A 24769-nucleotide genomic window follows, 5' to 3' on the forward strand; every position below is an offset into this window, starting at 1 on the left:
GGCCTGCCGGGCTGCCGGTGTTGGCTAGCGAGCTTGCGGCCTGCCGGGCTGCCGGTGTTGGCTAGCGAGCTTGCGGCCTGCCGGGCTGCCGGTGTTGGCTAGCGAGCTTGCGGCCTGCCGGGCTGCCGGTGTTGGCTAGCGAGCTGCGGCCCGCGGGGCTACCGGCTTGGGGGGCTTGCGGCCGCGGTCGCTGACCGCATCCGTCCGGGTTTGGGCTCGCATGCTGCGCGCCCAAAATCCGAGCTGATCCCACACAGACCATTGCCATCGCCAGCCGGCATCTAAGGGACCAGCCGCCATCCTAGGATGCGTTACGCGGTGTGACCACTGTGGAGACGACCCAAGACGCCGATCGGGGGCACCCCGGGTGGGGCGCCCCCGGGGGCGGGTTAGTTGTCGTCGAGCGGGTCGCGCATGCTGCGCCCACCCACACCGCAGTTCGGGGCCGACCAGAAGCGACTGGGGCGGCCGTCCACGTGGGTGTGGTCGTTGTGGTCCGGGTAGCCGGGTCCGAGGATGCCGGCGAACCCGTGGTTGCGGGCCGCCTGTGCGAACGTGCACAGCGAGAGCGGTCCGGCACCCAGGTCGACCGCGTCACCGTAGAGATGGCGGCTGCTCGTCGCGCCACCCACCGCGGCGTTGCAGGCCTGGCTGCGGAAGCCGCTGGTGACGCGGATCTGCTGGTCGCCCAGGGCGTGCCGCATGGCCTGGAGTTTCCACATCGAGACCAGTGCGTTGGCTCGGGCGGTGGCGGCCGAGACGTTGCCGCCGGCCCAGGTGGTGTTGCAGTTGTTGAGTTCGGCGTAGGAGAAGTTGACCGGTGTGCAGTCGTCGTCCTGCAGCGCGTAGATGCGGTTGAACGTGTTCGGGCCGGCGATGCCGTCCGCCGCCAGGCCGTAGGCCTGCTGGAAGCGGATCACCGCCGAGCGGGTGGCCGGGCCGAAGGCGCCGTCGATGCCGAGCACGGCGCCGGTGCCGGGATAGCCGGCGACCCGGATCTGCAACTGGCGTACGTCTTCGCCGGACATTCCCTGGGAAAGGGTCCGGCCCCAGGTGTAGCAACCGTCGGCCTGTGCGGCGCCGGCGGTGGTGACCAGGGCGACCGCCGTCGACGCGAGGAGCAGCGAAGCGGCGGCGATGGCCCGGGCGAGGATACGGCGCATGCGAGCGCCTCCCGTCAAGTCGGCAAACATTGACGGATGGGAGTATCTCTATGAAAGCTGAACTCGTCAATAATCGCCGGTGAAGAGACGGCGCCCGGAGGAAAGCTTCATCACTTCAGGGGCGGCAGCTTCTGCCGTGCGGTCAGCACGTCGCGGAACAGGTCGCCTTCCGAAGCCAGGCGCTCGAGGATCGTACGCATGGTGAATTTGTCGGGCTTGAGCTTCGGGTCGTCCAGTTCGTCCCAGTGGATCGGCGCCGAGACCGGGCCGTTGGCCGCCGCCCGCGGGCTGTAGGGCGCGACGAGCGTCTTGTTGACCGCGTTCTGCGTGTAGTCGAGCCGGGCCAGGCCTTCGCGCTCGTCCTTCTGCCACTTCCAGCTGACCAGCTCCGGCGCCACCTCGCCGACCGACCGGGACAGCTTCTCGACCCAGGCGCGCACCGTCGCGTACGACGGCCGCCGGGCGATCGGGATCCAGATCTGGATGCCGCGCCGCCCGGTGAGCTTGGCCCGCGACAGCAGCCCGAGATGGTCGAGCGCGTCGCGGTGCAGCCGCGCGAGCATCACCAGGTCGGCCCACTTGGTCGAGGTGCCGGGATCGAGATCGATCAGGGCGTACGTCGGGCGGTCGGGCTTGTCGACCTGCGAGGTCCAGGCGTGCCACTCCAGGGCGCCGAAGTTGGCGGCCCAGATCAGCGCGGCCGGTTCGTCGGCCACCATGTAGGTCACCGTCTCGCCCGGGTTGGCGTCCGGGTTGTCCCATTGCCCGAGCCACTCCGGCGCGTGCGACGGCCGTTCCTTCTGCCAGAAACCCTTCGTGCCGGCGCCGTCGGGATAGCGGTGCAGGTTGAGCGGCCGCCGGGTGAGGTAGGGCAGCACGGTCGGCGCGATCTTCGCGGTGTAGCGCAGGAAGTCGCGCTTGGTGACCGGCTTGCGCCGGCCGCTGCCCGGGAAGAGCACCTTGTCGAGGTTGGTCACCTTCAGGTCGCGGCCGAAGACGTGCCAGGTGCCCTGGGTCTTGAGCTTGTCCAGCGCCGCGATCTCGTCCGGGTCCGCGTCTGTCGCGGCATTCGACTTGATCGGCATGCTGGCGCGCGCGGCCGGCAGGTCCGACCGCCACAAGCGCTCGGGGTCGGCTTTGACCTCGTCGTTGGTACGCCCCGAGAGCACCGAACGCGGATGCTCCTCCGGATCCCAACCGGCTTGGGCGAACTCGTCGCGCTTGTGCAGCAGGATCCAGTCGTCGGCGCGGGTGCGGACGAACACGAACCGGCCGCGCAGCTTCTCGCCGTGCAGGTCGGCATGCAACTCACCGTCGGCTATGGCCTTGGCCGGGTCGTCGGTCTCCTGCGGCTCCCAGGTCCCGGTGTCCCAGACGATCACGTCCCCGCCGCCGTACTCGCCGGACGGGATGACGCCCTCGAAGTCGACGTACTCCATCGGATGATCTTCGACGTGGTAGGCGCCGCGCCGCACGCCCGGCGCCTGGGTCGGGCCCTTTGGCACCGCCCAGCTCACCAGCACCCCGCCCACCTCGAGCCGCACGTCGTAGTGCAGGTTTCGGGCGCGGTGCCGCTGCACGACGAAACGCAGTTCCTTGGTCCGGCGCCGGCTTTTGGCCGTTTTCGTCGCGCCGGACGGTTCGGGGGTCTTGGCGAAGTCGCGCTTGCGCTGGTAGGTGCCCAGCTTCTCCCGGGAGGTCGCCACGGCTAGAGCCGTCGTCGCCAGCGCGGGCCCGCGTTGCGCCCGATCACCCAGGTCATCGCGGCGAGCGCCGCGCAGATCCCGAGCGCCGCGACGCCCGGCCGGTTCCACAGGATCAACAGCAGCGGCGTCAGCGCCAGCACCGCGACGAGGATCAGGATGGGCGCGAGCAGCTTCGACCATTGCGGCCGCCGCGAGCGCATTCGCCTGGCGAAGCGCGGATCCTCCGACGCCAGGTGGCGTTCGATCTCGGCCAAGCGCTGCCGGTCGCTCTGACTGAGCACGGCCATCGCCTCCGTACACACCGTCTCGTCGTGCCGTAAACCCGCCCATACCCAGCCCCGGCCACCTTCATTCCGCCAGATCGGCAACTGGCTTGGGCTGATCATCGCCATGCCGCGGGCCTTGGGAACACGGCATGGCGATAGCCGCGTGGAAAGGCGGCTAGCCCCCGCGATGCGGTGGGTGGCTGCGGCGAGCAGGTGCCGGCCGAGGGGCACGCGCGGTGGCGTGTTCCCGGCGGCCACGATCGCCCCCGCCGGGCCGCTGAACCGCGCGGATAAGGTCGCGGGGTGCCTTCCCTCGCTACTCCCGCGGTGCCGGCCGGCGCCATGGCCGATACCGCGCAGCCCGAGATCGACGCCGGTGAGCTTCGGCTGCGGCCCTGGCGGGCCGACGACCGCGAGGTGGTCCTCGCCGCCTACGCCGACCCGGCCATCCAGCGCTGGCACTGCCGGTCGATGACTCCGCTCGAAGCCGACGCCTGGATCGCCAGTTGGTCCGGGCGATGGTGCGGTGAGAGCGGCGCCGGTTGGGCGATCGAGCGCGCCGGTGCGGTCGCCGGGCAGATCAGCCTGCGCCGGATCGACCTGGCCGACGGGCTGGCCGAGGTGTCCTACTGGGTGCTGCCCGACGCCCGGGGCGCGGGTTTGGCCTGGCGGGCGTTGGGCGCGCTGACCGGCTGGTCGTTCGGGACGCTCGGGCTGCACCGCATCGAGGTCGCCCACTCGACCGCCAACCCGGCCTCGTGCGCCGTGGCCGAGCGGGCCGGGTTCGCCCTGGAGGGCACCAAGCGCGGCGAGGCCAAACACGCCGACGGCTGGCACGACATGCACCTGCACGCCCGCCTGGCCGCCGACTGACGAGGCGACTACCCGTCGGCGCGGGTGTCGGCGGACCGGTCGCGGGCGTAGCGGACCAGGCGCTCCTGCACGACCTGATAAGGCGTGGCGGCCGGTGGTGGACCGCCGTCGCGGACCGACGTCGCCACCGCGACCGCCGCGTCGAGGGCGGCCCGATAGGGGAGCGAACCGGTGCTGACCCGGCGGACACCGAGGTCGGCCAGGTGGGCCAGCGTCAGCTCGGGAATCACCAGCACGTTGACCGGGACCGGCAGGTTGACCGCGAGGTCGCGCAGCTCGGCCGGGGCGGTCACACCCGGGACGAACACGCCGTCGGCGCCGGCCTCCACATAGGTCGCGGCCCGCTCCAGCGTCGCCGACAGGGTGGCGTCCTGGCCCAGCCAGTAGGTGTCGGTGCGGGCGTTGACGTACACGTCGGGATTGCGGGCCTTGATCGCCGTGATCTTGGCGGCGTGTGCCGCCGGGGTGACCAGGCGGCCGGCCGTGCTGTCCTCCACGTTGATGCCGGCCACGCCCAGGCCGGCCACGAAGGACGCGACCTCGTCGGGGTTGTCGGAATAGCCGTCTTCGACGTCGACCGAGACGAACACCGGCAGCGGGGCCAGCGCGTGGGCCAGCGCCCGCGACGCCGCACGGGTGCCGCCGCGGCCGTCGGGTACGCCGCCGGCCGCCGCCACGCCGAAGCTGGTCGTGCCGATCGCGGGGAAGCCCGCCTCGACGAACGCGAGCGCCGAGGCGACGTCCCAGGCGTTGGGCAGCAGCAGGGGGAGCGCGCCGTCGTGCAGCTCACGGAACGTCATGTCGCCTGACGCTACCGGGCCGCGCCGGGTAACGCGGCGGCATTCAGAGCCAGCCACGCTCCCGGGCCCGGGTCAACGCCTCGCCGCGGTTGCGGGCGCCGGTCTTGCCGATCGTCGTCGACAGGTAGTTGCGGACCGTGCTGGTCGACAGGTGCAGCCGGGCCGCGATGTCGGCGATCGTCACGCCGCCGGCCGACGCGGCCAGCACCTCGCGCTCGCGCTCGGTGAGCGGGTTGGGTGCCGCGGTCAACGCCTGCGCGGCCAGCGCCGGGTTGACGACGATCTCCCCGGCCAGCACCCGGCGGATCGCGGCCGCGAGGTCCTCCACCGGGTCGTCCTTCACCAGGAAGGCCCGGGCGCCGGACTCCAGGGCCCGGCGCAGGTAGCCGGGGCGGGCGAAGGTGGTCACCATGAGCACGTGGCAGCCGGGCCGGGCCGCGATCACCGACGGCACCAGGTCGAGGCCGCTGCGCCCGGGCAGTTCGATGTCGAGCAGCACCACGTCGGGCGCGCTCTCGACGACCCGCGCGACGACCTCGTCGCCCCGGGCGACGGTCGCCACCACCGTCAGGTCGTCTTCCAGGTCGAGCAGGGTCGCCAGGGCCGAGCGCATCATGCCCTGGTCCTCGGCGATCAGGATGCGGATGGTCACGGCGACGGCACCTCGGCGGCCAGCCGGAAGCCGGCCGGGGTCGGCGACGCGGTGAGTGAACCGCCCGCCGCTTCCAGCCGTTCCCGCAACCCGCGGAGCCCGCTGCCGGAGCCGACCGGGCCGCCCAGCCCGTCGTCGACGATCTCCACCCGGGCCGTCTCGTCGTCGCGCGACACCGCGATGCGGCAGGTGCTCGCCGACGCGTGCCGCAGCACGTTGGTGGTGCCCTCCCGGACCACCCAGCCGAGCAGCGCGTCGACCTGGCCGCCGAGGTCGGGCGGTGCGGGCGTCACGTCGGCCACCACGTTGCCGGCCGCGAGCGCGGCGCGGGCGTTGGCCAGTTCCTCGCCCAGGCTGACCGCGCGGTAGCCGCTGACCGTCTCGCGTACCTCGGTCAGCGCCTGCCGCCCGATCGCCTCGACGTCGCGGGCGTGCTCGGCGGCGGCCGCCGGATCGCGGTCGACCAGCCGGCGCACCGCCTGTGTCTTGACCACGATCACCGACAGGGTGTGGCCGAGCAGGTCGTGCAGGTCGCGGGAGAAGCGCAGCCGCTCGTCCGCGACGGCGGCCAGCGCGAGCCGTTCCCGGGTCGCGGTCAGCTCGGCGACGACGCCGACCAGGTAGCGGATCAGGAAGGTGGCTACGCCGGCGATGAAGGTGGCGAAGGCGAGGAAGAGCGCCGTGTCCAGGGACCGGTTCTCGACGCCGGCGGCGATCGCGCCGCTGAAGGTGAGCCCGGTGACCACACCGAGCGCCCAGCGCTGGCGGACGGCCAGGGCGGCGGCGATGGCCAGCAGGGGAAAGAGGAACTCCCGGTCGGTGCGCCAGATGACCAGGTAGCCCGTGCACAGCGCGGTGAAGAGGGCGAACGGCCACTCGCCGCCGCGCAGCACGGTCAGGGTGGCCGCGACCCCGAGCGCGACCAGGTAACCGGCCCGGCCCGGCTGGGCGCCGGTGAGCGCGTCGACCAGCGGGGCGACGAGCAGCACCGGTGCCCAGATCAGGCCGAACCAGGGCCCGGGATGGCGGGCGAGCCAGTCCAGCGTTGGCTCCCGCTCGACCGTCATCGCGTCATCGTAGGCGTGGGCCGCTGTGAGCGGACCCAGGTGGTGAACGCCTCGACGGCGTCGATCACGGCCTCGCCGCGCAGCGAGTGGAACATGTCGAACACGTGCTGGGCGCCGGGCAGTTCGGCGTAGGCGACCGGGTTGGCCGACACCGAGCGGAGCCCCGCGACGAACTCGCGGCCGTTGCCCACCGGAACGATCGAGTCCCGCTCGCCGTGGATCACGAAGAACGGCGGCGCGTCCGCGGTGGCGTAGTCCATCGGCGCCGACATGATGGCCGGGTCGTCGTAGTAGCCGCCGTACCAGCCGTAGAACGGGATCGCCGCGGCGATCGTGGTGTCCGCCGATTCGAAGCCCGGCTGGAACTCCGGCGCGTTCGGCGTCAGCGCGCAGATCGCCGACAGGTGGCCGCCCGCCGAGCTGCCGGCCATGAAGATCTGGCTCGGGTCGGCGCCGTACCCGGCCGCGTGCTCCCGGGCCCAGGCGACGACCTTCTTCGCGTCGACCAGGTGGTCCGGCCAGGTCGCCGACGGCCGCAGCCGGTAGTCGGCGCTGATGCACACCCAGCCCTGACCGGCCAGCCGGTGCAGCAGCGGCCGGCCCTCGCGCCGCTTGCTGCCGCTGTAGTAGCCGCCGCCGTGCAGGTAGACCAGCACCGGCCCGCCGGCCGGCCGGGACCGGTGCCGGTAGACGTCGAGCCGGTTGCGGGGGTCGTCGCCGTAGCGCAGGTTGCCGATCCGCTCGATCGCGCGGTTGCCGGGCAGCGGCGCGAGCAGGATCCGGGCGAGCCGGTTGCGGTGCCGGGGCCGCACGCCGATCGCCTGTTCGAGCGCGGCGTCGACCACGCCCGGCGTGGTGGTGGCGCGGGCGACGAGCACGCCGAGCCCGGCCAGGACCAGCACGGCCAGCGCCGCCGCGAGCCAGCCGCCCGGATGGGCCAGGTCGCCCTGGACAAGAGCGAGGAACGACGACGCGATCAGCAGGTACGCGAACAGGAACGGCAGCTCGTTGACGACCAGGCCGAAGAAGAAGCCGGCGTCGCGCAGCGGGCGGGGCCGGCGCGGCGGGGCGAGCGCGAAGAGCACGCCCACGCCCAGGACGGCGATTCCGACGAGATAGCCGAGCGGGACATTCATGACCATGACCTGAAGGTACGGAGAACCGCCGCGCCGCCGGCAGATGGCGATGTCCCGGGTTCGGCAGGACGAATGTCCTACCGCGGCTCCTCGGGAACGACGACGTCGGCGACCGGCGGTGCCGGTTGCCGGGCGTTGAGCACGACGACGAGCGGCCAGATCGACTCGGCGCAGGCCAGGAACCGCTCGGTCAGGCCGATCCGGTCGCCGCGGTTGAACAGTTCGGCCGCGAACCAGAACAGCAGGCCGATCATGAACCCGGTCGCCAGCAGCGAGGCGGTGGGTCGCAGCGACCAGGGCGCGCCCGCGTCCAGCCGGAACGCGAAGGCCGGCCAGACGGCGAGCGCGACGAAGCCCGCGCCGGCCACCAGGCCGTGCATCGCCGACGTGCCGTTCGCCGGTTGCGGGAAGAGCGCGGAGAGCACGGTGACCGACCCGCCGAAGACCATCGCAACCCGCCCCGGCGTCTCGGCCGGCCGCAGCCCGATGCCGGTGCCGACGAAGGACAGGCCGAGGCCGATGAAGCCGAGCACCATGATCCAGCGGTTGGTCGCGCCGAACCCGCTGAGCGAGCTGATCGTGTCGCGGGTCGAGCTGTAGCTGGCGGACTGGCGGGCGGTGGCCAGCACGAGACCACCAAGCAGGAAGACCGGGGCCAGGATCGCCGTGATCACGGCCCACCCGGGCACCGGGCGCACCGCGATAGTTTGGCACGATTCGCGGCTTTCCTGGGGGACATCAGGCGAGTCGGATGATCACCACCGATCGACCAATTGGGACGTTCCTCACATCCCCGGCAAGCTGGGAATCAATAATCAGCTTGGTCGGGCAGGGTCAGGCCACCTCGCTCCATCCCCCAGACGAGGGAGACATGGCAACACTTCTCTACCGCCTCGGCCGCGCCTCGTTCCGGCGCCGCCGGCTGGTCGTCGCCCTCTGGCTGGTCGTGCTCGTCGCCCTCGGCGCGGCCGCGGCCGCGTTCATGAAGCCCACCTCCAGCGATTTCACCATGCCGGGCACCGAGTCCCAGCGGGCGATCGACGCCCTGGCCCGGGAGTTCCCGGCGGCCAGCGGCACGACCGGCACGATCGTGATCGCCGCACCGCCCGGCCGGACGCTGGCTGACCCGGCCGCACACGCCGCCGTCGCCGCCGTCGTGCGGGAGGCCGGCACGCTGCCCGGCGTCGCCGGCGCCCTCGACCCCTTCGCCGCCAAGGCGATCTCGCCGGACGGCCGGCTCGCCCTGATCCAGGTGCAGTTCCTCGGCCAGGACGACGCGGTCACCGACGTGCAACGCGACGCGTACGCGCACACCGGCACCGCCGCCGAGCAGGCCGGGTTGCGGGTCGAGCACGGCGGCGAGGTGATGCACAACGAGCCGGAGATCGGCGGCACCGAGGGCATCGGCGTGCTGATCGCCCTGGTCGTCCTGGTGGTCACGCTCGGCTCGCTGGTCGCCGCAGGCATGACCATGCTGACCGCGCTGATCGGCGTCGGCGCCGGGATGGCCGGGCTGTTCGCGCTCAGCGGTGTCGTCGGGCTGACCAGCACCGCACCGATCCTGGCACTGATGCTGGGATTGGCCGTCGGCATCGACTATTCGCTGTTCATCACGTCCCGCTACCGGCAGCACGTGCGCGGCGGGGTGTCGCCGCCGGACGCGGCCGGGCGGGCACTGGGCACCGCGGGCTCGGCCGTGCTCTTCGCCGGCGGCACGGTCGTCATCGCGCTGGCCGGCCTGGCCCTGGTCGGCATCCCGTTCCTCACCGTGATGGGCCTGGCCGCCGCCGGCACCGTCGCCGTCGCCGTGCTGGTCGCGGTCACCCTGCTGCCGGCGCTGCTCGGCTTCGCCGGCCGGCGGGTGCTGCCCCGCAAGGCGGTCACGCTCGACCGGGTGGTGACCCGCGAGCCCGGCGGTTTCCGCTGGGCCCGCCAGGTGATCCGGCTGCGGGTGCCGCTGCTGATCATCGGTGTGCTCGGCCTGGGCGCGCTGGCCCTGCCGGCCACGACCATGCGGCTCGCCCTGCCCGACGCGAGCACCGCCCCGGTGGGCAGTCAGACGCGGGCGGCCAACGACCTGATCACCGAGGGCTTCGGGCCCGGTTTCACCGGCCGGCTCGCGCTGGTCGTCAGCGGCGACACCGCCGCCGACACGACCGCCGCGGTGGCCGACGTGTCCGGTCGCCTCCAGGGTACGGAGAACCTGCTGGCCGTCACGCCGCCGAACCTGAGCCAGGACGGGCGGACGGCCGTGGTCGGCGTGGTGCCGAAGACGGCGCCCACCGACCCGGCGACCGAGACGCTGGTGCACGACATCCGCGCCCGGGCGCACGGGGTCCAGGGCGCCGACATCGCGCTGACCGGGCAGACCGCGGTGGGCATCGACGTGTCGGCGAAGCTGTCCCGCGCGCTGCCGACGTACCTGCTGCTGGTCGTCGGCTTGTCGGTACTGCTGCTGGCGGTGGTGTTCCGGTCGGTGCTGGTGCCGATCAAGGCGGCGGTGGGCTTCCTGCTCACGGTCGGCGCCACCTTCGGCCTGACGACGCTGGTGTTCCAGGCGGGGCACCTGGCCGGGCTGGTCGGGCTCGACACCGCTGGGCCGCTGGTCAGCTTCCTGCCGATCCTGTTGATCGGCATCCTGTTCGGGCTGGCCATGGACTACGAGGTGTTCCTCGTGTCGCGGATGCGCGAGGACTTCGTGCACGGCGACACGCCGGTGCGCGCGACGGTCAACGGCATGGGCCACGGCGCGCGCGTGGTGACGGCGGCCGCGTTGATCATGACGGCCGTGTTCGCCGGCTTCATCCTGCTCGACGATCCGGTGATCAAGTCGATGGGCTTCGCGCTGGCGGTGGGCGTCGCGATCGACGCGTTCGTGGTGCGCCTGACGCTCGTACCCGCGGTGATGTCGCTGTTGGGCCGGTCCGCGTGGTGGTTGCCGCGCTGGCTCGACCGGATCCTGCCCGACGTGGACCTGGAGGGCGCGAAGTTGCGCCGGCACCTCGACGCGACCGCCCCCGAGCCCGACCTGGCCGAGCTCACGAGTCGTTGAACGCCTCGCGCATCCGGGCGAAGAAGCCGCTCTGTGGTTCGCGCGGTGCGGCCGTGGCCCGGACCTTCCGCAGCCAGTCGCTGAGTTCGTCGGCGGAGGAGACGATGCCCTCGGCGTCCGACTTCTTGGCCCGGTTGCGCAACTCGGGCGTGGTGCGGGCGGTGAAGAAGACCGCCGGCCCGGCGTAGCCGGCGGCCCGCAAGCGGGTGAGGTCGTCGAAGCCGACCTCCCGCCCGTCGCGGCTGATGTCGGAGATGAGCGCGTCGAACCCCATCTGGCCGAGGAACTGGACCGCCTGGTTGGTGGTCATGGCCGGGTAGACGACCGCCCCGCGCGCGGTGAAGTTCCGCGCGAGGTGCTCGTTGCTGCCCGGGTTGTCGTCGACCCAGAGCAGCCGGATGCCGGCGAGATCCTGCCGGCCCCCCGGCGCGGCCGCGCGGATCTCGTCGGCCTTGCGCCGCGCTTCTTCGACGAGGGCGGCGGCTTCGGCCTGGGCCTGGTCGAGGAGAACCGCCGCGACCTCGGCACGCTCCTGGGCGTCGGCAGCGAGGCGCTCGGCGTCGGCGTGGATGCGCTTCGCCTCCCGGCGGGCCTCCTCGACGATCTCGTGGGCGGTCTGCTCGGCGGCCTCGGTGGGAGGCCGTTCGCCGAGGAGGGCGCGGGCCTTGTCGCCGATGGAGGGGAGGTCTTCGGTGGCGATCCGGCGCAGTTCGGCGCGGGCGGCGAGGATCTGCGCCGGCTCGTCGCCGGCCAACCACTCGGCGAGCGTGTCGAGCGCGGCGGCGCGGATGCCCGGCCGTGGGTGGTCGAGCAGGGTGCGCAGATCCGTCGGGATCCGGGCGGGCGTGACCCGCATGCCGGCCGGGTTGCGGGCCAGGATGATGCGACCTTCGGCGGCGAACGACCAGCGTTGCGGCGTCTGGCCGGTGGCGGTCGCGACCACCCGGTCGTGCGCGTAGGCGTAGGCCTCGTCGACCGAGATGAAACCGTCGTTGTCGGTGTCGGCGGCCCCGGTCCGCAACCCGTCGACGAACGCGGCGGTGAAGACCGACCCCTGCGGCGCGTCGGTCAGCGGGTCGCCCTCGAACGAGTACTCGGTCGCGCCGGATGCCGTGAGCACAACGGTGCCGCGCGCCTTGAGCTGCGATTCGAGAGCGGCGTCGTCGTCGCCCTTGGCACCCTGCGCGAACGCGCCGCTGAAGCAGCAGTCGAGCACCACGACCTGCTGCCGGGCCCGGCAGTCGGCCATCCGGTCCATCAACCAGGTCGCCTCGACCCCCGTCGCGACCATCTTCGCCTTGACGGTGTCGGCGGCGGCGAACCAGAGCCGCCGCCGGTTGTCGAGCAGCCCATGGCAGGACAGGTAGACCAGCGCGAGATCGTCACGGCCGCAGGCGGCGGTGAAGTCGGCGATCGCGCCCCGCACGTCGCCTGCGCTCGCGTCGGTCAGTGCCTGGACCTCGAAGCCACCGGCGTCGGCGAGAACGGCTCCCAGCTCGGCCGCGTCGTGGGCGGGGGAGCGCAACTGGCGCAGGGCCTCGTCACGGTATGCGGTGGCGGCGACGATCAGCGCCCGCCGCGGCCCGGCCGGCAACGGAGGCGCCACCCAATGCTGACCGGCCGTCATGCGGATCCGGCGTCGTCGACCACCTGGCCAGGGTAGCGGTTGCCCGGCCGGGTCAAGACGGCCCGAGCTCGTCGGCGGCGGGGGAGCCGCCCAGGGTCATGGTTGAACGCTGTTGACCCGCGCAAGGTAGGTGGCGACCAGCGCCGCGCGTTCCTTGCGACTGAAGGTGCCGCTCAGCTTCTGGCCGTCGATCTCGATCGTGACGTCGGACGGCTGGCGGGACAGCCACGACACCAGGACATTCACGACGCCCTCGACGATGGTGGGTGCGACGCTCACCAGGAGTGCGCCCGCGGCCAGGAGTTCGCCGGCCTTGCTGCCTTCGGGCGCGTCGCCGTCGGTGGGGCGGTCGACCGCGTCGACGTCGAGGTCGAGCAACTCGTCGCGCAGGTCGCCGGTCATCCGGGCCAGCACGTCGTCGTCGACGTCGGCGGTGACGTCGAGCCGGATCCGCAAACTGTCGGTCACCGCAACAGCGTAGCGGTGGAAGGCCACATCCCGGACTCCATCCTCCGGTCGTATTGATGACGGCGAGTAAGCGCACGTACGCCATCAATTGCCTATCAAAGCGGCGCGCAAAACGTGAGGACCGCCACGCAACGTGAAAATCACTTCGGGTCGCGCGGGAGGTTCTGGGACCATCGGTTCGCCTCGATTGGGGCGCATCGATCTGGGGGGATGATCGCGCATGACTACGCAGGCCGCCAACGCGGCTGGGTCGGACAAACTCGACAGCGGTGTGCTGAAAGTAGCCGGCGTGGTGGTGCTCGGCGCCATCATGTCGATTCTCGACATCACCGTCGTGAGCGTCGCGCTGCCGACATTCCAGCGCGAGTTCAACGCCAGCTACGCGACCGTCGCCTGGACGATGACGGCCTACACGCTGGCCCTGGCGACCGTCATCCCGATCACCGGGTGGGCCGCCGATCGGTTCGGCACCAAGCGGCTCTACCTGCTCTCGCTGACGCTGTTCGTCGGCGGCTCGGTGCTGTGCAGCGTGGCCTGGGACATCGGCCCCCTGATCGTCTTCCGCGCCCTGCAGGGCCTCGGCGGCGGCATGCTGATGCCGCTGGGCATGACCATCATGACCCGCGCCGCCGGCCCCGACCGGGTCGGTCGGGTGATGGCCGTGCTCGGTGTGCCGATGCTGCTCGGCCCGATCGGCGGCCCGATCCTCGGCGGCTGGCTGATCGAGGCGGAGAGCTGGCACTGGATCTTCCTGATCAACCTGCCGATCGGCGTCCTCGCGTTCGTGCTCGCGTTGCGGATCCTGCCCAAGGACAAGCCGCAGCCGTCGGAGTCGTTCGACTTCCTCGGCATGCTGCTGCTCTCGCCCGGCCTCGCGCTGTTCCTCTACGGCGTCTCCTCGATCCCCGGTGAGGGCACCGTCGCCGCCGGCAAGGTGCTGATCCCGGCGCTAATCGGCCTGGTGCTGCTGGTCTCGTTCGTGCTGCACGCGCTGCGCAAGGAGCACGCGCTGATCGACCTGGGGCTGTTCAAGAACCGGCACCTGACCGTGTCGACGACGACCCTGAGCATCTTCACGGTCGCGTTCATGGGCGCGATGCTGCTGCTGCCCAGCTACTTCCTGCAGGTACGCGGTGAGACCACCCTGCACGCCGGCCTGCTGATCGCACCGCAGGGCCTCGGCGCGATGCTGACCATGCCGATGGCGGGCCGGCTCACCGACCGGATCGGCCCGGGCAAGCTGGTGCTGCCCGGCATCGTCCTGATCGCCCTCGGCATGTCGGTGTTCACCCAGGTCACCGCCGACTCGTCCTACGTGCTGCTGCTCGGCGCGCTGTTCGTCAGCGGCCTCGGCATGGGTATGACGATGATGCCGATCATGTCGGCGGCGCTCGCGTCGCTGACCCACCAGCAGGTGGCGCGCGGCTCGACGATGATGAACATCATCCAGCAGACCGCCGGCTCGATCGGCACCGCGGTGATGTCGGTGATCCTGACCAACCGGGTGCTCGACAGCCCGGAGGCCACCGCCTACAGCGCGGTCACCCAGGGGCAGGTGCCGGCCGACCAGGTGGCCCCGGCGGTGCTCGACCAGGGCCAGTCGTCGCTGGCCGCCGCGTTCGCGCACACCTACACGATCGCCGTCGTGCTGCTGGCCCTGTGCCTGATCCCGGCGTTCTTCCTGCCGCGCAAGCGGATCGAGAAGGCCCCGGACGCGACGGACGACGCGCTGCCGGTCGCGGTCGGCATGCACTGAGCCCGACCGTTCGGCCCACCGGCCGGCCCGCCTGCAAAGGTGCGGCCGGCCGTTGTCGTTGGCCGGATGACCCCCACGGTCGGTCCGGCCGGACGACGGCGGCCGGCTGAACCCGACCTGACAGCGGCGCCGGATTGCGGCAGGATCGGTCGCCGTGACGGTTGGATGGCTGCGACCTTGGTGGGTGGTCGGCGGCGCGCTCGCGCTGGCCGCGGCTCTCATCGGCGTGTTCGCGCTGCGCGGTGCCGGGTCCGCCTGCGCGGCCGGGCGCGCAACCAGCGGAAAGGCCACCTTCTACACCGACGTCGGCGGCAACTGCTCCTTTCCCACGCCGCCCGCCGACGGGCTGTGGGTCGCGCTCGCGCCGGCCGAATACGACAGCGGCGCCGCGTGCGGCGGCTATCTCGACGTCAAGGGCCCCGACGGCAGCGTCCGGGTCAAGGTCGTCGACCAGTGCCCACCCTGCGAGACCGGGCACATCGACCTGAGCCGCGAGGCGTTCGAGCGGATCGCCGACCCGGTGCTGGGCATCGTCCCGGTCAGCTACACGACCGTGGCCAGCCCGAAGACGCCGGCGATGACGTTCCGGATCAAGGAGGGCGCGTCACAGTACTGGTTCGCCGTCCTGGTCGACAACACCGGCAACGCGCTGAAGAAGGTCGAGGCCAAGGGCCCGGGCGGCAGTTACCGCGCCGCGCACCGCGAGGACTACAACTACTGGCTGATCGACAGCGGGATCGGCTCCGGGCCGTTCAGCATCCGGGTCACCGACGTGCGCGGCCGGTCGGTCACCGCGACCGGCATCACGATGTCACCGGGCAGGACCCAGACTCCCGGTGTACGCCTCGGCGGCGCGGGCGGCGTACCCGAGAAGAAGAAGATCCCGGCGAAGCCGACACCGAGCCCGACCCCGTCGGCGCGCCCGACGCCCTCCGCGAGCGCCGTCGTCGGCAGCGGATCGCCGGAGGCGGTCGCGCTGCCGGCCGCGGGTGGCGACGCCGGCCTCGGCAGCCGCTGCGACTGAGACAATCGGGGCATGGCCCTCCTCGACGACCTGCTGTCCTGTTGGGAACGCCCGGTCGCCGACCGGGCCGACCCGCTGGCCGACTTCGCCGCCGTCTACGCCGACCCGGTCACGGTCAACGGCGTCTCGATGGCGGTGGCCGACCTGGTCGCGCGCGCCCGCATGCTGCAGGGCGCGTTCGCCGGCCTGCGGGCCGACATCGTGCACCGGGTCGAGACCGCGGACACGATCGTGGTCGGGTTCGTCCTGCGCGGCCGGCACGTGGGCACCTACCCGTCGCCGCTCGGCGAGGTCGCGGCGACCGGCCGGGAGGTCGTGGTGCGCACCATCGACATCCTCACCGTCACCGCGGGCCGGGTCAGCGACATCTGGGTCATCTCCGACGACCTCGGCCTGCTCACCCAACTCGGCGCGGTCGGCCGCTGACCCGCGGGCCGCGTTTGTCGATCTCTTTGGATGATCCACTAGCCACCGGCGGCACCTAACATCGGCGCTCGTGAGTGATCCGAGCCCGAGCATGTTCGATGCCGACCCCCCGCCGCGCCGCGGTCTTCTCCGCTGGCGCCGTGGCGGCGACACCGACGGGGACGAGCTGGTCACCGGCCCGTCGATCAACTCGGCGCGGATCGCGCTCGGCGTGCTCGTCGGGATCAGCCTGCTCTGCTGCGGTTTCGCGTTCGTCCACGGTGAGGACGAGATCGTCGACGACCGCCAGCGGCTGGGCTTCTACCTGAGCGCGGGCCAGTGCGTCAACAACGTGAACGCCACCGAAGAGATCGACAACGTGGTGATCGTCGACTGCGCGCAGCCGCACGAGGCCGAGGTGTTCGCGACGCTGAAGCTGCGCGACCGTCGGAGCTATCCCGAACCGGCCGAGCTGGAGGCGGAGATCTCGCCGAAGTGCTTCGAGGCGCTGGAGGCCTACGCGCCCGGCGTCGCCGACGACCCGGCGATAGCGGTCAGCTCCCTGTTCCCCGACCGGCTCGCCTGGGCCACCGGCGACCGCGAGGCCACCTGCCTGGCCGGCGACCGGACCACCCTGCGGAGCGGGTCGCTGCACTGAGCGCCGTCAGCCGGCCGGCGGGTCGAGCACCGGCATGCCCCACGCCGCGCGGAAGGCCGACACGCCTCGCCAGGCCAGTGCCCAGCTGACCGCCATATCGGCTCGGGCCTGGGCCAGCGTGTCGATGCCGTCGGTCTCGACCCGTTCCAGGTCGACCTCGCCCGCGGTGGCGAAGAAGGCGGCGACGGTGGCCAGGTGGTAGACGGACGTGGCGTGGGCGAGCAGCAGGGTGGTGTCGTCGATCTCCTTGGGCGGGGTGCCCAGGTCGGTGAGGTCGTCGAGGCTGCGCTGGTTTGCCCAGTCGGTCAGCGCCATGGTCAGCCGCCAGTCGCCGAGCGCGCGGGCTTCCGTGCGTAGGCCGTGCAACCGCGAGCGCAGCTCGTCGGCACAGACCCGGCGGGCGACCTCGGAGATCAACTGGCCGTCGTCGGCGGCGCGCCGGATCCGGCGGGCGGCGTCGGCGGCGCGCACCGCTCTGACCACGTCGCGAGGCAGGCCGCCGGCGAGCGCGTGCGACAGGGCCACGACGCCCCGCGGCAGGTCGATGACCCGCTTGGCGAGCATCGCCACCGTCGACTCGTAGCGCAGGTGATCGAGCCGCAGCATCTCGTCGAAGGCCGTGTCGAAGACGTCGCGGGTCGGCAGGCCGCGCTGTTCGAAGCCGGCCAGGGCCTCCTCCGAGATGGACACCAGGAAATAGCAACCGGGTACGTGTGCCTCGATGACGGCCTTGACCTCGTTCATGAACCGCACCGCGGCCTCGGGCTGCAGCTTGTCGAGCTCGTCGATGCCGATCACCACGGCGGCGCCGGAGCGGGTCAGCTCACGGACGTACGCGTGGAAGTCTCCGACGATCTCCGGATAGGTGAGCGGCACGCGGGCGAGCGCGGTGCCGCCGGTGACGGTCCGTTCGAGGGCGACCGGCGTCTTCGGCACCGCACCGATCTTGACGGCGTCGCTCCAACCGGTGGTCACGGTCTGCTGGTAGCGGATGCGACGCAACTGTTCGCGGGCCGGGCCGCCGGGCTCGGGCCGCGCCGGCCCGACGGGCGTCGCGCGGCCGCCGGCCGGCAATGCCGTGGCCAGTCCGAAGCTGGTCGCGACCAGCACCGCTGCCCACGCGTACCCGGGCCGCACTGCGACGTTCCAGGCCGCGCCGGCGGTCGCGGCGAGCCCACCGGCGAGCGCGGCGACGGCCCCGGCGGTCAGCCCGGCGTGCAGGGCATGTCGCTGCGCGGGTGGCGGCGCCAGCCGGCGCACGATCCCACGACTCCACGCGGCGGCGAGCGCGACCACGAACAACACCACCGCCAGCCGCCGGTCCGCGGGCGGCGGCCCCTCGACGACCGCCGTGGCGACCAGGAGGGCGGCACTGCAGCCGGCACCGGCGACGGCGGCGTCGGTGAGCGCGCCCGCGTCCGGTATCACCACGGCCACGGCCAAGACGGCAGCGACCGCCACTGCGCCGAGTGCGAGGGACGTGTCGACGCCAGGGACGGCGTCCGTGAGCCAGCCGGCCACGGAGAGGCCGGCGGCCGCGATGGCCAGGACCGTGACCACGTGGGCGGCCCGGGTCTCGACCGATCGGGCGGCGGCACCGGCACGCTCATAGCCAAGGCCGGCCAGGAAGTGGACGCGGGCGAGCCGGTGGCGTAGCACCGCCAGACCGCCGGCGACGGCGGCGACGAGCGCGAGACCGGCGACCATGACGGCGGCGGGCTGCGCGGCCGTCAAGGTGCTTCCCAGCAACACGAGTCCGGCGACGGCCGTCAAGACGCCGGCGAAGGTGATGACGAACGGCGGCACGGCGGGCGGACCCGCCGGCTCGATCGACTCCTGGGCCCTCGGATCGACGCGCAGACAGAGCGAGGCGAACAGGTGCAGGAGGAAGTCCCGCGGCACATATTCGACCGGCGCCGGCACGGCGACCCCGTAGGAGAGGCGATCCTTGCCGAACCAGCGGGGGTTGTCGCACACCGATCGGATCAGCGTCGACTTGCCGACGCCACGGGGCCCGGAGATGCCGATCGCCCCGCCGCCGGTCGCGCCCATCAGCGTGCGGAGCCGGGTGAACGCGTCGGTGGCGAGTTCGTGCTCCGGCGCCGACATCTGCCGCAGCCCAGACGTGTCGGTGGTGTCGAACCGCAACCGGTAGCGGCGCCGCCGGTCCCGCTCCAACTCCTCGTTGATCCACTCCCGGATGGCCGGCAGCACGGCCCGCTCGACCAGCGCCGCGAGCAGCCCGGCCCGCGCATCGTCGAGCCCGAGCACGACGACGCTTTCCGACACGGGTGGGGCGGCCGCCCTCTCGTAGGCCTCCAGCTCCGCTGTCGCCAGGGTGGCCATGCCGGGCCGGAGGGCTCGTAGGTGGTCGATCACCGCCTGGGTGATCGGGCGCCGGCGGTCGGTTCGCCCCTGCGACAGCCGCTCGAGCGCCGTCACGATCTCCGTTCGGCTCAGTGCGGCCGCCACGGCCTCGTCGAACAGCTCGTCGTCCACCCGTGCCTCCGCTCGCGACAGACACCATCGTGGTCGGTCGCGCACACTGCCGGCAAGACTTGCACCCGCCCGTGCTGGCTGGTGAGCTGGGACCATGACGGTCGGTGCGGTGTCGCAGATCCACGTCAGTGTCAGCGATCTCGAGCGGTCGGTACGGTTCTACCGGGACGTGCTCGGCGTGCCGTTCCTGTTCGACGTGCCGGGCCAGTCGATGGCCTTCTTCCAGAGCGGCGACGTCCGCCTCTATCTCGGTGTGCCCGAGTCCGAGGCGTTCGCCAGCAAGGTGACGCTCTACTTCAGCGTCGACGACCTGGCCGCCGAGCGGGAGCGGCTCGTCGAGGAGGGGGTTCGGTTCCTCGACGAGCCGCACGTGGTGCACCGCGACGATCAGGGCGAGCTGTGGATGAGCTTCTTCCGTGACCCCGACGGCCACAACCTCGCCATCACCGAGACGAAGCCGGTCTAGAAGCCGCTCCTCCCGGCGCCGTACTGGTAGAGGGGGTTGCCCGTCGGCGTCGGCGGCTGGCCGGCGTCGATCTGGGCCCGCAACGTCGACCGCTGTGCCGCCGTGGCGCCCAGGTCGTAGGGCAGGTCCCAGGCCTCGGTCGCGTCGGCGGGCACGTCGGTGCCGCCCGGCCGCAACACGTCGCCGAGGCTGCGCGGCAACTGCCAGGGCAGCTTGCCCGTCGGCGCGTAGTCGCCGAAGAGCAGGCTGGCCAGCGCCGGGCCCATCTCCTCACCGCCGCGGTAGGTGACCACGATCGCGCTGGCCTGGTCGTGCCAGTCGGTGATCACGTAGGGGCGGGGCATGACCAGGGCGACCACCACCGGGATGCCCCGGGAGCGGAAGTTCTGGATCAGCGCCACCTGGTCCGGCGGCAGGTAGGGCTGCTCCTTCACCCACTGGGTGGCGTGCGTGTAGGAGCCCTCGCCGACCGCGACGACCGCCAGCTTGGGGGCCGGGGCGTCACCGCTGACCACGTTGACACCGGCCTGCGCGCCCCGGGCCTGGATGGCCTGGAGCATCGTCTGCGACCCGTACTCCTGGTGGAAGTAGCTGGTCCAGATGCAGCACGCGGAGGTGTCGGTGGCCCGCGGACCGGCGACCACGACGGTGTCACCCGCCGAAAGCCGCAGGGGCAGCACCGCACCGTCGTTCTTGAGCAGCGTCATCGCCTCGCGCGAGGCCTGGTTGGCCAGCGCGGTGTAGGCCGGCGTGTGCATCCGGTAGGGACCGTTGGCCGGATCGCCGTAGGGGTTCTCGAAGAGGCCGAGTTGGAACTTGATCCGCAGCACCCGCCGGACGGCGTCGTCGATCCGGGCCGCCGGCACGCCGGCCGTGAAGCTCGCGATCGTGAAGCCGGCCGCGCCCGGGTCGGCGCCGCCCATCACGTCGGAGCCGGCCTTCGCCGCGCCGATCCACGAGCCCGAGGGCAGCCAGTCGGTGGTGATCAGGCCCTGGTAACCCAGATTCTGCCGGAGGTACGCGAGGATCGGCGCGCTGTCGCCCGCACCGGGGCCACCGGGGTCCAACAGGGACGAACCGGCGTACCCGGGCATGATGTTGACCGCGCCGGCCTCCATCGCGGCCCGGAACGGGATCATGTGGTACTTGATCGTGACCCCGTCGTAGACGATCAGCGCCTCGCCGCCGGCGCCCTCACCGGGCCAGTGCTTGACGGTCGCCAGCACCGAGCGAGGGTTGAGCTCGGGGCCACCCTGCAGCCCGGCCACCAGCGCCCGCACCTGCGCGGCGGCGACGGTGGCGTTCTCGCCGTTGCCCTCCTGGATGCGCGGGTAGAGCACCTTGGTGCCGACCTCGGCCAGCGGACCGAGCACCCCGCGGGTGCCGACCTCGAGCTGCTCCCGGCGCTGCATGTCGCCGAGTTTGTAGTCCAGCGCGTAGTCGCGCGCCGCGGCCAGCGCGCTCTGCGTCGGGTAGGTGGTCTGGTAACCGTGGATCGTGTCGCCGGCCGAGACGAACGGGATGCCCAGCCTCGTGCCGGCCGCCGCGAGCAGCGTGTTGTGCAGGTCCTGGGCGCCGGCCGGGCCGAAATGCCAGCCGGAGCGCGGGAACGCCTGCGCGTTGTAGAACATCTGGTAGGCCTTCTCCTCGGCCGTCATCCGGCCCAGCAGGTCGTTGACCCGGGTCTCGACCGGCTGCCGCCAGTCTTCGAACGGCGAGATCGAGCCGTTGCGGTCGAGGTCGCGGGCGCCGGCGACGATGTTGATCCCGTCGGCGACGGTCTCCAGGGTGGGCACGTAGACGCTGAACCGGCGGATGGCCGAGGTGCTGGTCGCGCCCGAGCCGGGCACCGCCACCACGTACCACTTGTAGGTCCACCGGTCGGCCAGGTCCCAGCTCGGCGTGTAGGACGTGCCGGTCGGCTCGGCCACCTTGGTGTAGAGGTCGATGAGGTTGCCGGTGGCGGCGAAGTCGTAGTCGGTCCGGCTCACGTTGATCCAGACCTGGTAGCGGACCGCGCCGCCGACGCCGGCCCAGGACAGGGTCGGGCGTCGGGTGGTGGTGACCATGGCGGCGTCGGCCGGCGCCGTCAGCGCGAACTGGCCGGTGGTCGCCGGCGGCCGGGTCGGGCCGGACAGCAGTGGCGGGGTGCTCGCGCTGGTGTCGACCGTGCCGAAGACCTGGAACTCCCAGAGCGAGTAGCCGTAGCCGGTCGCCCGGGCGGTCCCGTACATCCGGATGAAGCGCCCGGTGCCGGCGACCGCGAGGCGCTCGACGCCGCCGCGCCCGGCGGCCGTCGTGTAGACCGGCGCCCACGAGGTGCCGTCGTTCGAGGTTTCGAGGCGGTAGGCGCTGGCGTACGCGGACTCCCAGTTGAGCACCACCTGGTTGATGGTGGCGACGCCGCCGAAGTCGATGCTCATCCACTGCGGATCGGCGAACTGGCTCGACCAGCGGGTCGTGGTGCGGCCGTCGACGGCGGCGCCGGGCGCGTTGCCACCCTCGAAGGACGACGCGTTGACCGGCCTGAACGCCGAGATCGGGGCGCCGGTCGGTGGCGGTGGGTCGGTCGGGCCACCGCCGCCGCCGATCGTCCCGAAGACCCGGAACTCCCACAGCGAGTAGCCGTAGCCGGTGGTCCGGGCGGTGCCGTACATCCGGACGTAGCGCCCCGAGCCCGACACGGCGACGGTCTGCGTGCCGCCGGTGCCCGTGGTGGTCGAGTAGATCGTGGTCCACGGGCCGGCGGCCGCGGCGGCGACCTGGATCTGGAACGCCCGCGCGGCGGCGGTTTCCCAGACCAGTTCGACCTGGTCGACCGCGGCGGTGCCGCCCAGGTCGACCTGGATCCATTGTGGATCGGTGAAGGCGCTCGACCAGCGGGTGCCGGCGTTGCCGTCGACGGCGGCCGAGGCGGGGGTGCCGGCGTTCTCCGCCGAGGAGGCGGTGGCCGTCTTACCCTGCGAGATCAGCGGGCCGACGGCGGCGGCGGGCGAGGCGACCACGGCGGAGCCGCCGGCGACGAGCAGCGTGAGGATCGTGCCGGCGACGAGCAGTCGGCGGCGGGGTGGTGCGGGCATGTGGCACTCCAATACGGGGACGGACGATTTGGAGAGCGCTCTCCCACAGCCTCGCCGCCGACGGTCACGGAGTCAAGGGCACGAATATTCGCCGTAGTCGAATTGGTTCTTGACAAGCCCGCCCGGCGGGACGAACGTGTCCGCGTGAGAGCGCTCTCTCACACCTGCTTCCGTCCCCGCAGGAGTCGCGATGCCTGTTGCCCTGTCCCGCCGCCGCGCCGCACTCGCCGTGCTCGCCGCGGTCACCCTCATCACCGCGCTGTTCGTCGTGACCACCCGGTCGCGCGCCGACGCCGCCCTCGTCCTGGTCTCCCAGGGCAAGCCGGCCACCGCCTCGTCGACCGAGAACGCCGCTTCGCCGGCGTCCGCCGCGGTCGACGGCAACTCCGGCACCCGCTGGTCGAGCGCGTTCGGCGACCCGCAGTGGATCCAGGTCGACCTCGGCGCCACGACCTCGGTCGGCCAGGTCGTGCTCCAGTGGGAGGCGGCGTACGCGCGCTCCTTCCAGATCCAGGTGGCCGGCGCGGCCGGCGGACCCTGGACGACCATCTACTCGACCACCACGGGTGCCGGCGGCACCCAGACGCTGACCGTGACCGGCACCGGCCGCTACGTGCGGATGTACGGCACCGCCCGCGGCACGGCCTACGGCTACTCGCTGTGGGAGTTCCAGGTCTACGGGCTGATCGACACCGGCGGCACCTGCGCCGGCAACGCCGCCCTCAACCGGCCCGCCGCCGCCTCGTCCGCCGAGAACGCGACGCTGTCGGCCGCGGCCGCCGTCGACGGCAACGGCGCGACCCGGTGGTCGAGCGCCTTCTCGGATCCGCAGTGGCTGCGCGTCGACCTGGGCAGCACCCAGACGCTCTGCCAGGTGGTGCTGCAGTGGGAGCCGGCGTACGCCCGGGCCTTCCAGATCCAGGTCTCGTCGGGGCCGGACGGTCCGTGGACGACCGTCTACTCGACCACCACCGGCACGGGTGGCACGCAGACCCTCGCCGTGTCCGGCTCGGGCCGCTACGTGCGGATGAACGGGACCGCGCGGGCCACCGCGTACGGCTACTCGCTGTGGGAGTTCGTCGTGCGCACCACCGGCGGTGGACCGACGCCCCCACCGACCACGAACCCGCCGCCGACCGGCGGCTTCTGGGGCGACACGTCGTCGATCCCGGCCGCGCAGAACGTGGTCATGGTCAAGATCCTGAACCGGACCAACGGCCGCTACCCGGACAGCCAGGTCTACTGGAGCTACAACGGCCAGGTGCACTCGATCGCCGAGCAGCCGTACTTCGACATGCCGGCCAACACCGCCGGCCGGATGTACTTCTACCTCGGTTCGCCGACCAGCCAGTACAACGACTTCATCGAGTTCACCGTCGGGCCGGCCGTGTTCAACGGCAACACCACCCGGGTCGACGCCTTCGCGGTGAAGCTCGCGATGCGGCTGCACGCCCGCGACGGTTACGACGCCGCCGTCGGTGAGACCGAGGCGACGTTCGCCGAGGACCGGGCGGTGACCTTCCAGCGCTTCGCCGACGCGATGCCGGCCGAGTTCAAGCACCTGGCCGAGATCCAGGCGCCCTACCGGATCCCGGCGCCCGGCAGCTCGCCGCAGTTCCGGGCCGGCGGTCAATACCAGAACTACATGACGGCGTACGCGTCGCAGAACGGCTTGGCGGCCTCGACGTCCGACATCTTCGGCTGCGCGGGCCCGCTGGCCAACAACGCCGGCGGCTGTGCCGCGCTCAACCGGCACGTGGCGCACCTGGCGCAGTCGTCGTGGTCCAACCCGGCGCTGTTCTACCAGGCCCCGCCGGCCAACTACTACGCCAAGTTCTGGCACGACCGGGCGATCGGCGGCAAGGCGTACGGATTCCCCTACGACGACTACGCCGAACAGTCCTCGTTCATCTCGCACGGCAACCCGCAGTGGCTGCTGGTGGCCGTCGGCTGGTGATCGTCCGGGGGGCCCGGGCCCGCCGCCCCCGGCCCGGGGCCCCCCCCCGCGGCGGGGGGAGGAGAGCGCGGCGACGCCCGGGCGCTGCGTGGGGGACACCCGCCCCCCCGCCAC

The 24769-nt window shown here is 72.3% G+C and carries 20 protein-coding genes; 8 read left to right on the forward strand and 12 right to left on the reverse strand.

The features are described 5' to 3' along the window. Positions 1-389 precede the first annotated feature (389 nt). The 3 genes from AB0J74_RS22495 to AB0J74_RS22505 form a co-directional block, all read right to left on the reverse strand. Positions 390-1163, reverse strand: coding sequence for a D-Ala-D-Ala carboxypeptidase family metallohydrolase (locus tag AB0J74_RS22495; protein ID WP_363450909.1), 774 nt, complete (start codon positions 1161-1163; stop codon positions 390-392). 110 nt (positions 1164-1273) lie between these two features. After that, entirely contained in the window at positions 1274-2869 is a 1596-nt protein-coding gene (ligD, locus tag AB0J74_RS22500; protein ID WP_363450912.1) for a non-homologous end-joining DNA ligase, read from the reverse strand. Between the two features lie 2 nt (positions 2870-2871). Next, the gene (locus AB0J74_RS22505) at positions 2872-3261 is read right to left on the reverse strand and encodes a DUF3040 domain-containing protein (RefSeq protein WP_363450914.1); all 390 of its coding nucleotides are present in this window, start codon (positions 3259-3261) and stop codon (positions 2872-2874) included. Between the two features lie 177 nt (positions 3262-3438). Here AB0J74_RS22505 and AB0J74_RS22510 point away from each other — a divergent pair, with 177 nt between their 5' ends. Then, positions 3439-4008: a GNAT family N-acetyltransferase gene (locus tag AB0J74_RS22510; RefSeq protein ID WP_363450916.1), complete on the forward strand. Its 570-nt coding sequence runs from the start codon at positions 3439-3441 to the stop codon at positions 4006-4008. An 8-nt stretch (positions 4009-4016) separates the two neighbouring features. Here the strand turns inward: AB0J74_RS22510 and AB0J74_RS22515 are convergent, their stop codons facing one another. The 5 genes from AB0J74_RS22515 to AB0J74_RS22535 all read right to left on the reverse strand — a co-directional run bounded on the left by AB0J74_RS22515 (position 4017) and on the right by AB0J74_RS22535 (position 8352). Further along, entirely contained in the window at positions 4017-4808 is a 792-nt protein-coding gene (locus tag AB0J74_RS22515; RefSeq protein WP_363450918.1) for an isocitrate lyase/phosphoenolpyruvate mutase family protein, read from the reverse strand. Between the two features lie 43 nt (positions 4809-4851). Continuing rightward, the gene (locus AB0J74_RS22520) at positions 4852-5460 is read right to left on the reverse strand and encodes a response regulator transcription factor (RefSeq protein ID WP_363450920.1); all 609 of its coding nucleotides are present in this window, start codon (positions 5458-5460) and stop codon (positions 4852-4854) included. Continuing rightward, a complete protein-coding gene (locus AB0J74_RS22525) occupies positions 5457-6527 on the reverse strand; it encodes a sensor histidine kinase (protein ID WP_363450923.1) in 1071 nt (356 codons plus the stop codon). Before AB0J74_RS22525 ends, AB0J74_RS22520 begins: the two co-directional genes overlap by 4 nt. Next, positions 6524-7669: an alpha/beta hydrolase gene (locus tag AB0J74_RS22530; protein ID WP_363450925.1), complete on the reverse strand. Its 1146-nt coding sequence runs from the start codon at positions 7667-7669 to the stop codon at positions 6524-6526. Before AB0J74_RS22530 ends, AB0J74_RS22525 begins: the two co-directional genes overlap by 4 nt. Before the next feature lie 71 nt (positions 7670-7740). After that, entirely contained in the window at positions 7741-8352 is a 612-nt protein-coding gene (locus AB0J74_RS22535; RefSeq protein ID WP_363450927.1) for a DUF998 domain-containing protein, read from the reverse strand. 182 nt (positions 8353-8534) lie between these two features. On the opposite strand from AB0J74_RS22535, the gene AB0J74_RS22540 reads away from it, so the two are divergent. After that, entirely contained in the window at positions 8535-10715 is a 2181-nt protein-coding gene (locus AB0J74_RS22540) for an MMPL family transporter (protein ID WP_363450929.1), read from the forward strand. On the opposite strand, the gene AB0J74_RS22545 is transcribed toward AB0J74_RS22540, so the two are convergent. Both AB0J74_RS22545 and AB0J74_RS22550 read right to left on the reverse strand, forming a co-directional pair. Next, positions 10702-12321 carry a caspase family protein gene (locus AB0J74_RS22545; protein ID WP_363450931.1) on the reverse strand — a complete coding sequence of 540 codons (1620 nt, stop codon included), beginning with the start codon at positions 12319-12321 and terminating at the stop codon, positions 10702-10704. The two genes, AB0J74_RS22540 and AB0J74_RS22545, sit on opposite strands and share 14 nt — an antisense overlap. Before the next feature lie 117 nt (positions 12322-12438). Then, positions 12439-12810 (reverse strand): hypothetical protein, encoded by a 372-nt coding sequence (locus AB0J74_RS22550; RefSeq protein ID WP_363450934.1) that lies wholly within the window; start codon positions 12808-12810, stop codon positions 12439-12441. A 220-nt stretch (positions 12811-13030) separates the two neighbouring features. Here AB0J74_RS22550 and AB0J74_RS22555 point away from each other — a divergent pair, with 220 nt between their 5' ends. The 4 genes from AB0J74_RS22555 (at position 13031) to AB0J74_RS22570 (ending at position 16653) form a co-directional block, all read left to right on the forward strand. After that, positions 13031-14566 (forward strand): DHA2 family efflux MFS transporter permease subunit, encoded by a 1536-nt coding sequence (locus AB0J74_RS22555; protein WP_363450936.1) that lies wholly within the window; start codon positions 13031-13033, stop codon positions 14564-14566. A gap of 154 nt (positions 14567-14720) precedes the next feature. After that, entirely contained in the window at positions 14721-15590 is an 870-nt protein-coding gene (locus AB0J74_RS22560; RefSeq protein WP_363450938.1) for an expansin EXLX1 family cellulose-binding protein, read from the forward strand. Between the two features lie 12 nt (positions 15591-15602). Next, positions 15603-16016 (forward strand): ester cyclase, encoded by a 414-nt coding sequence (locus AB0J74_RS22565; RefSeq protein ID WP_363450941.1) that lies wholly within the window; start codon positions 15603-15605, stop codon positions 16014-16016. Between the two features lie 70 nt (positions 16017-16086). Next, positions 16087-16653: a septum formation family protein gene (locus AB0J74_RS22570; RefSeq protein ID WP_363450944.1), complete on the forward strand. Its 567-nt coding sequence runs from the start codon at positions 16087-16089 to the stop codon at positions 16651-16653. A gap of 6 nt (positions 16654-16659) precedes the next feature. Here AB0J74_RS22570 and AB0J74_RS22575 read toward each other — a convergent pair whose 3' ends face one another. After that, positions 16660-19152, reverse strand: a complete 2493-nt coding sequence (locus AB0J74_RS22575; RefSeq protein ID WP_363450946.1) for a hypothetical protein — start codon at positions 19150-19152, stop codon at positions 16660-16662. A gap of 94 nt (positions 19153-19246) precedes the next feature. Between AB0J74_RS22575 and AB0J74_RS22580 the strand changes: the two genes are divergently transcribed. Continuing rightward, positions 19247-19618: a VOC family protein gene (locus AB0J74_RS22580; RefSeq protein WP_363450949.1), complete on the forward strand. Its 372-nt coding sequence runs from the start codon at positions 19247-19249 to the stop codon at positions 19616-19618. On the opposite strand, the gene AB0J74_RS22585 is transcribed toward AB0J74_RS22580, so the two are convergent. Beyond that, positions 19615-22698 (reverse strand): discoidin domain-containing protein, encoded by a 3084-nt coding sequence (locus tag AB0J74_RS22585; RefSeq protein ID WP_363450951.1) that lies wholly within the window; start codon positions 22696-22698, stop codon positions 19615-19617. The genes AB0J74_RS22580 and AB0J74_RS22585 overlap by 4 nt on opposite strands. Before the next feature lie 190 nt (positions 22699-22888). Here AB0J74_RS22585 and AB0J74_RS22590 point away from each other — a divergent pair, with 190 nt between their 5' ends. After that, a complete protein-coding gene (locus AB0J74_RS22590; RefSeq protein ID WP_363450953.1) occupies positions 22889-24655 on the forward strand; it encodes a discoidin domain-containing protein in 1767 nt (588 codons plus the stop codon). Positions 24656-24769 lie beyond the last annotated feature (114 nt).

The sequence above is a fragment of the Asanoa sp. NPDC049573 genome (genome assembly GCF_040676615.1).
GTDB lineage: Bacteria > Actinomycetota > Actinomycetes > Mycobacteriales > Micromonosporaceae > Asanoa.

Excerpts from the sequence above, each read along its gene's own strand:
- AB0J74_RS22565 (WP_363450941.1), top strand. The coding sequence starts at position 15,603 with ATGGCCCTCCTCGACGACCTGCTGTCCTGTTGGGAACGCCCGGTCGCC.
- AB0J74_RS22525 (WP_363450923.1), bottom strand. The coding sequence starts at position 6,527 with ATGACGGTCGAGCGGGAGCCAACGCTGGACTGGCTCGCCCGCCATCCC.
- AB0J74_RS22495 (WP_363450909.1), bottom strand. The coding sequence starts at position 1,163 with ATGCGCCGTATCCTCGCCCGGGCCATCGCCGCCGCTTCGCTGCTCCTC.
- AB0J74_RS22540 (WP_363450929.1), top strand. The coding sequence starts at position 8,535 with ATGGCAACACTTCTCTACCGCCTCGGCCGCGCCTCGTTCCGGCGCCGC.
- AB0J74_RS22505 (WP_363450914.1), bottom strand. The coding sequence starts at position 3,261 with ATGGCGATGATCAGCCCAAGCCAGTTGCCGATCTGGCGGAATGAAGGT.
- AB0J74_RS22590 (WP_363450953.1), top strand. The coding sequence starts at position 22,889 with ATGCCTGTTGCCCTGTCCCGCCGCCGCGCCGCACTCGCCGTGCTCGCC.
- AB0J74_RS22555 (WP_363450936.1), top strand. The coding sequence starts at position 13,031 with ATGACTACGCAGGCCGCCAACGCGGCTGGGTCGGACAAACTCGACAGC.
- AB0J74_RS22530 (WP_363450925.1), bottom strand. The coding sequence starts at position 7,669 with ATGGTCATGAATGTCCCGCTCGGCTATCTCGTCGGAATCGCCGTCCTG.
- AB0J74_RS22580 (WP_363450949.1), top strand. The coding sequence starts at position 19,247 with ATGACGGTCGGTGCGGTGTCGCAGATCCACGTCAGTGTCAGCGATCTC.
- AB0J74_RS22585 (WP_363450951.1), bottom strand. The coding sequence starts at position 22,698 with ATGCCCGCACCACCCCGCCGCCGACTGCTCGTCGCCGGCACGATCCTC.
- AB0J74_RS22515 (WP_363450918.1), bottom strand. The coding sequence starts at position 4,808 with ATGACGTTCCGTGAGCTGCACGACGGCGCGCTCCCCCTGCTGCTGCCC.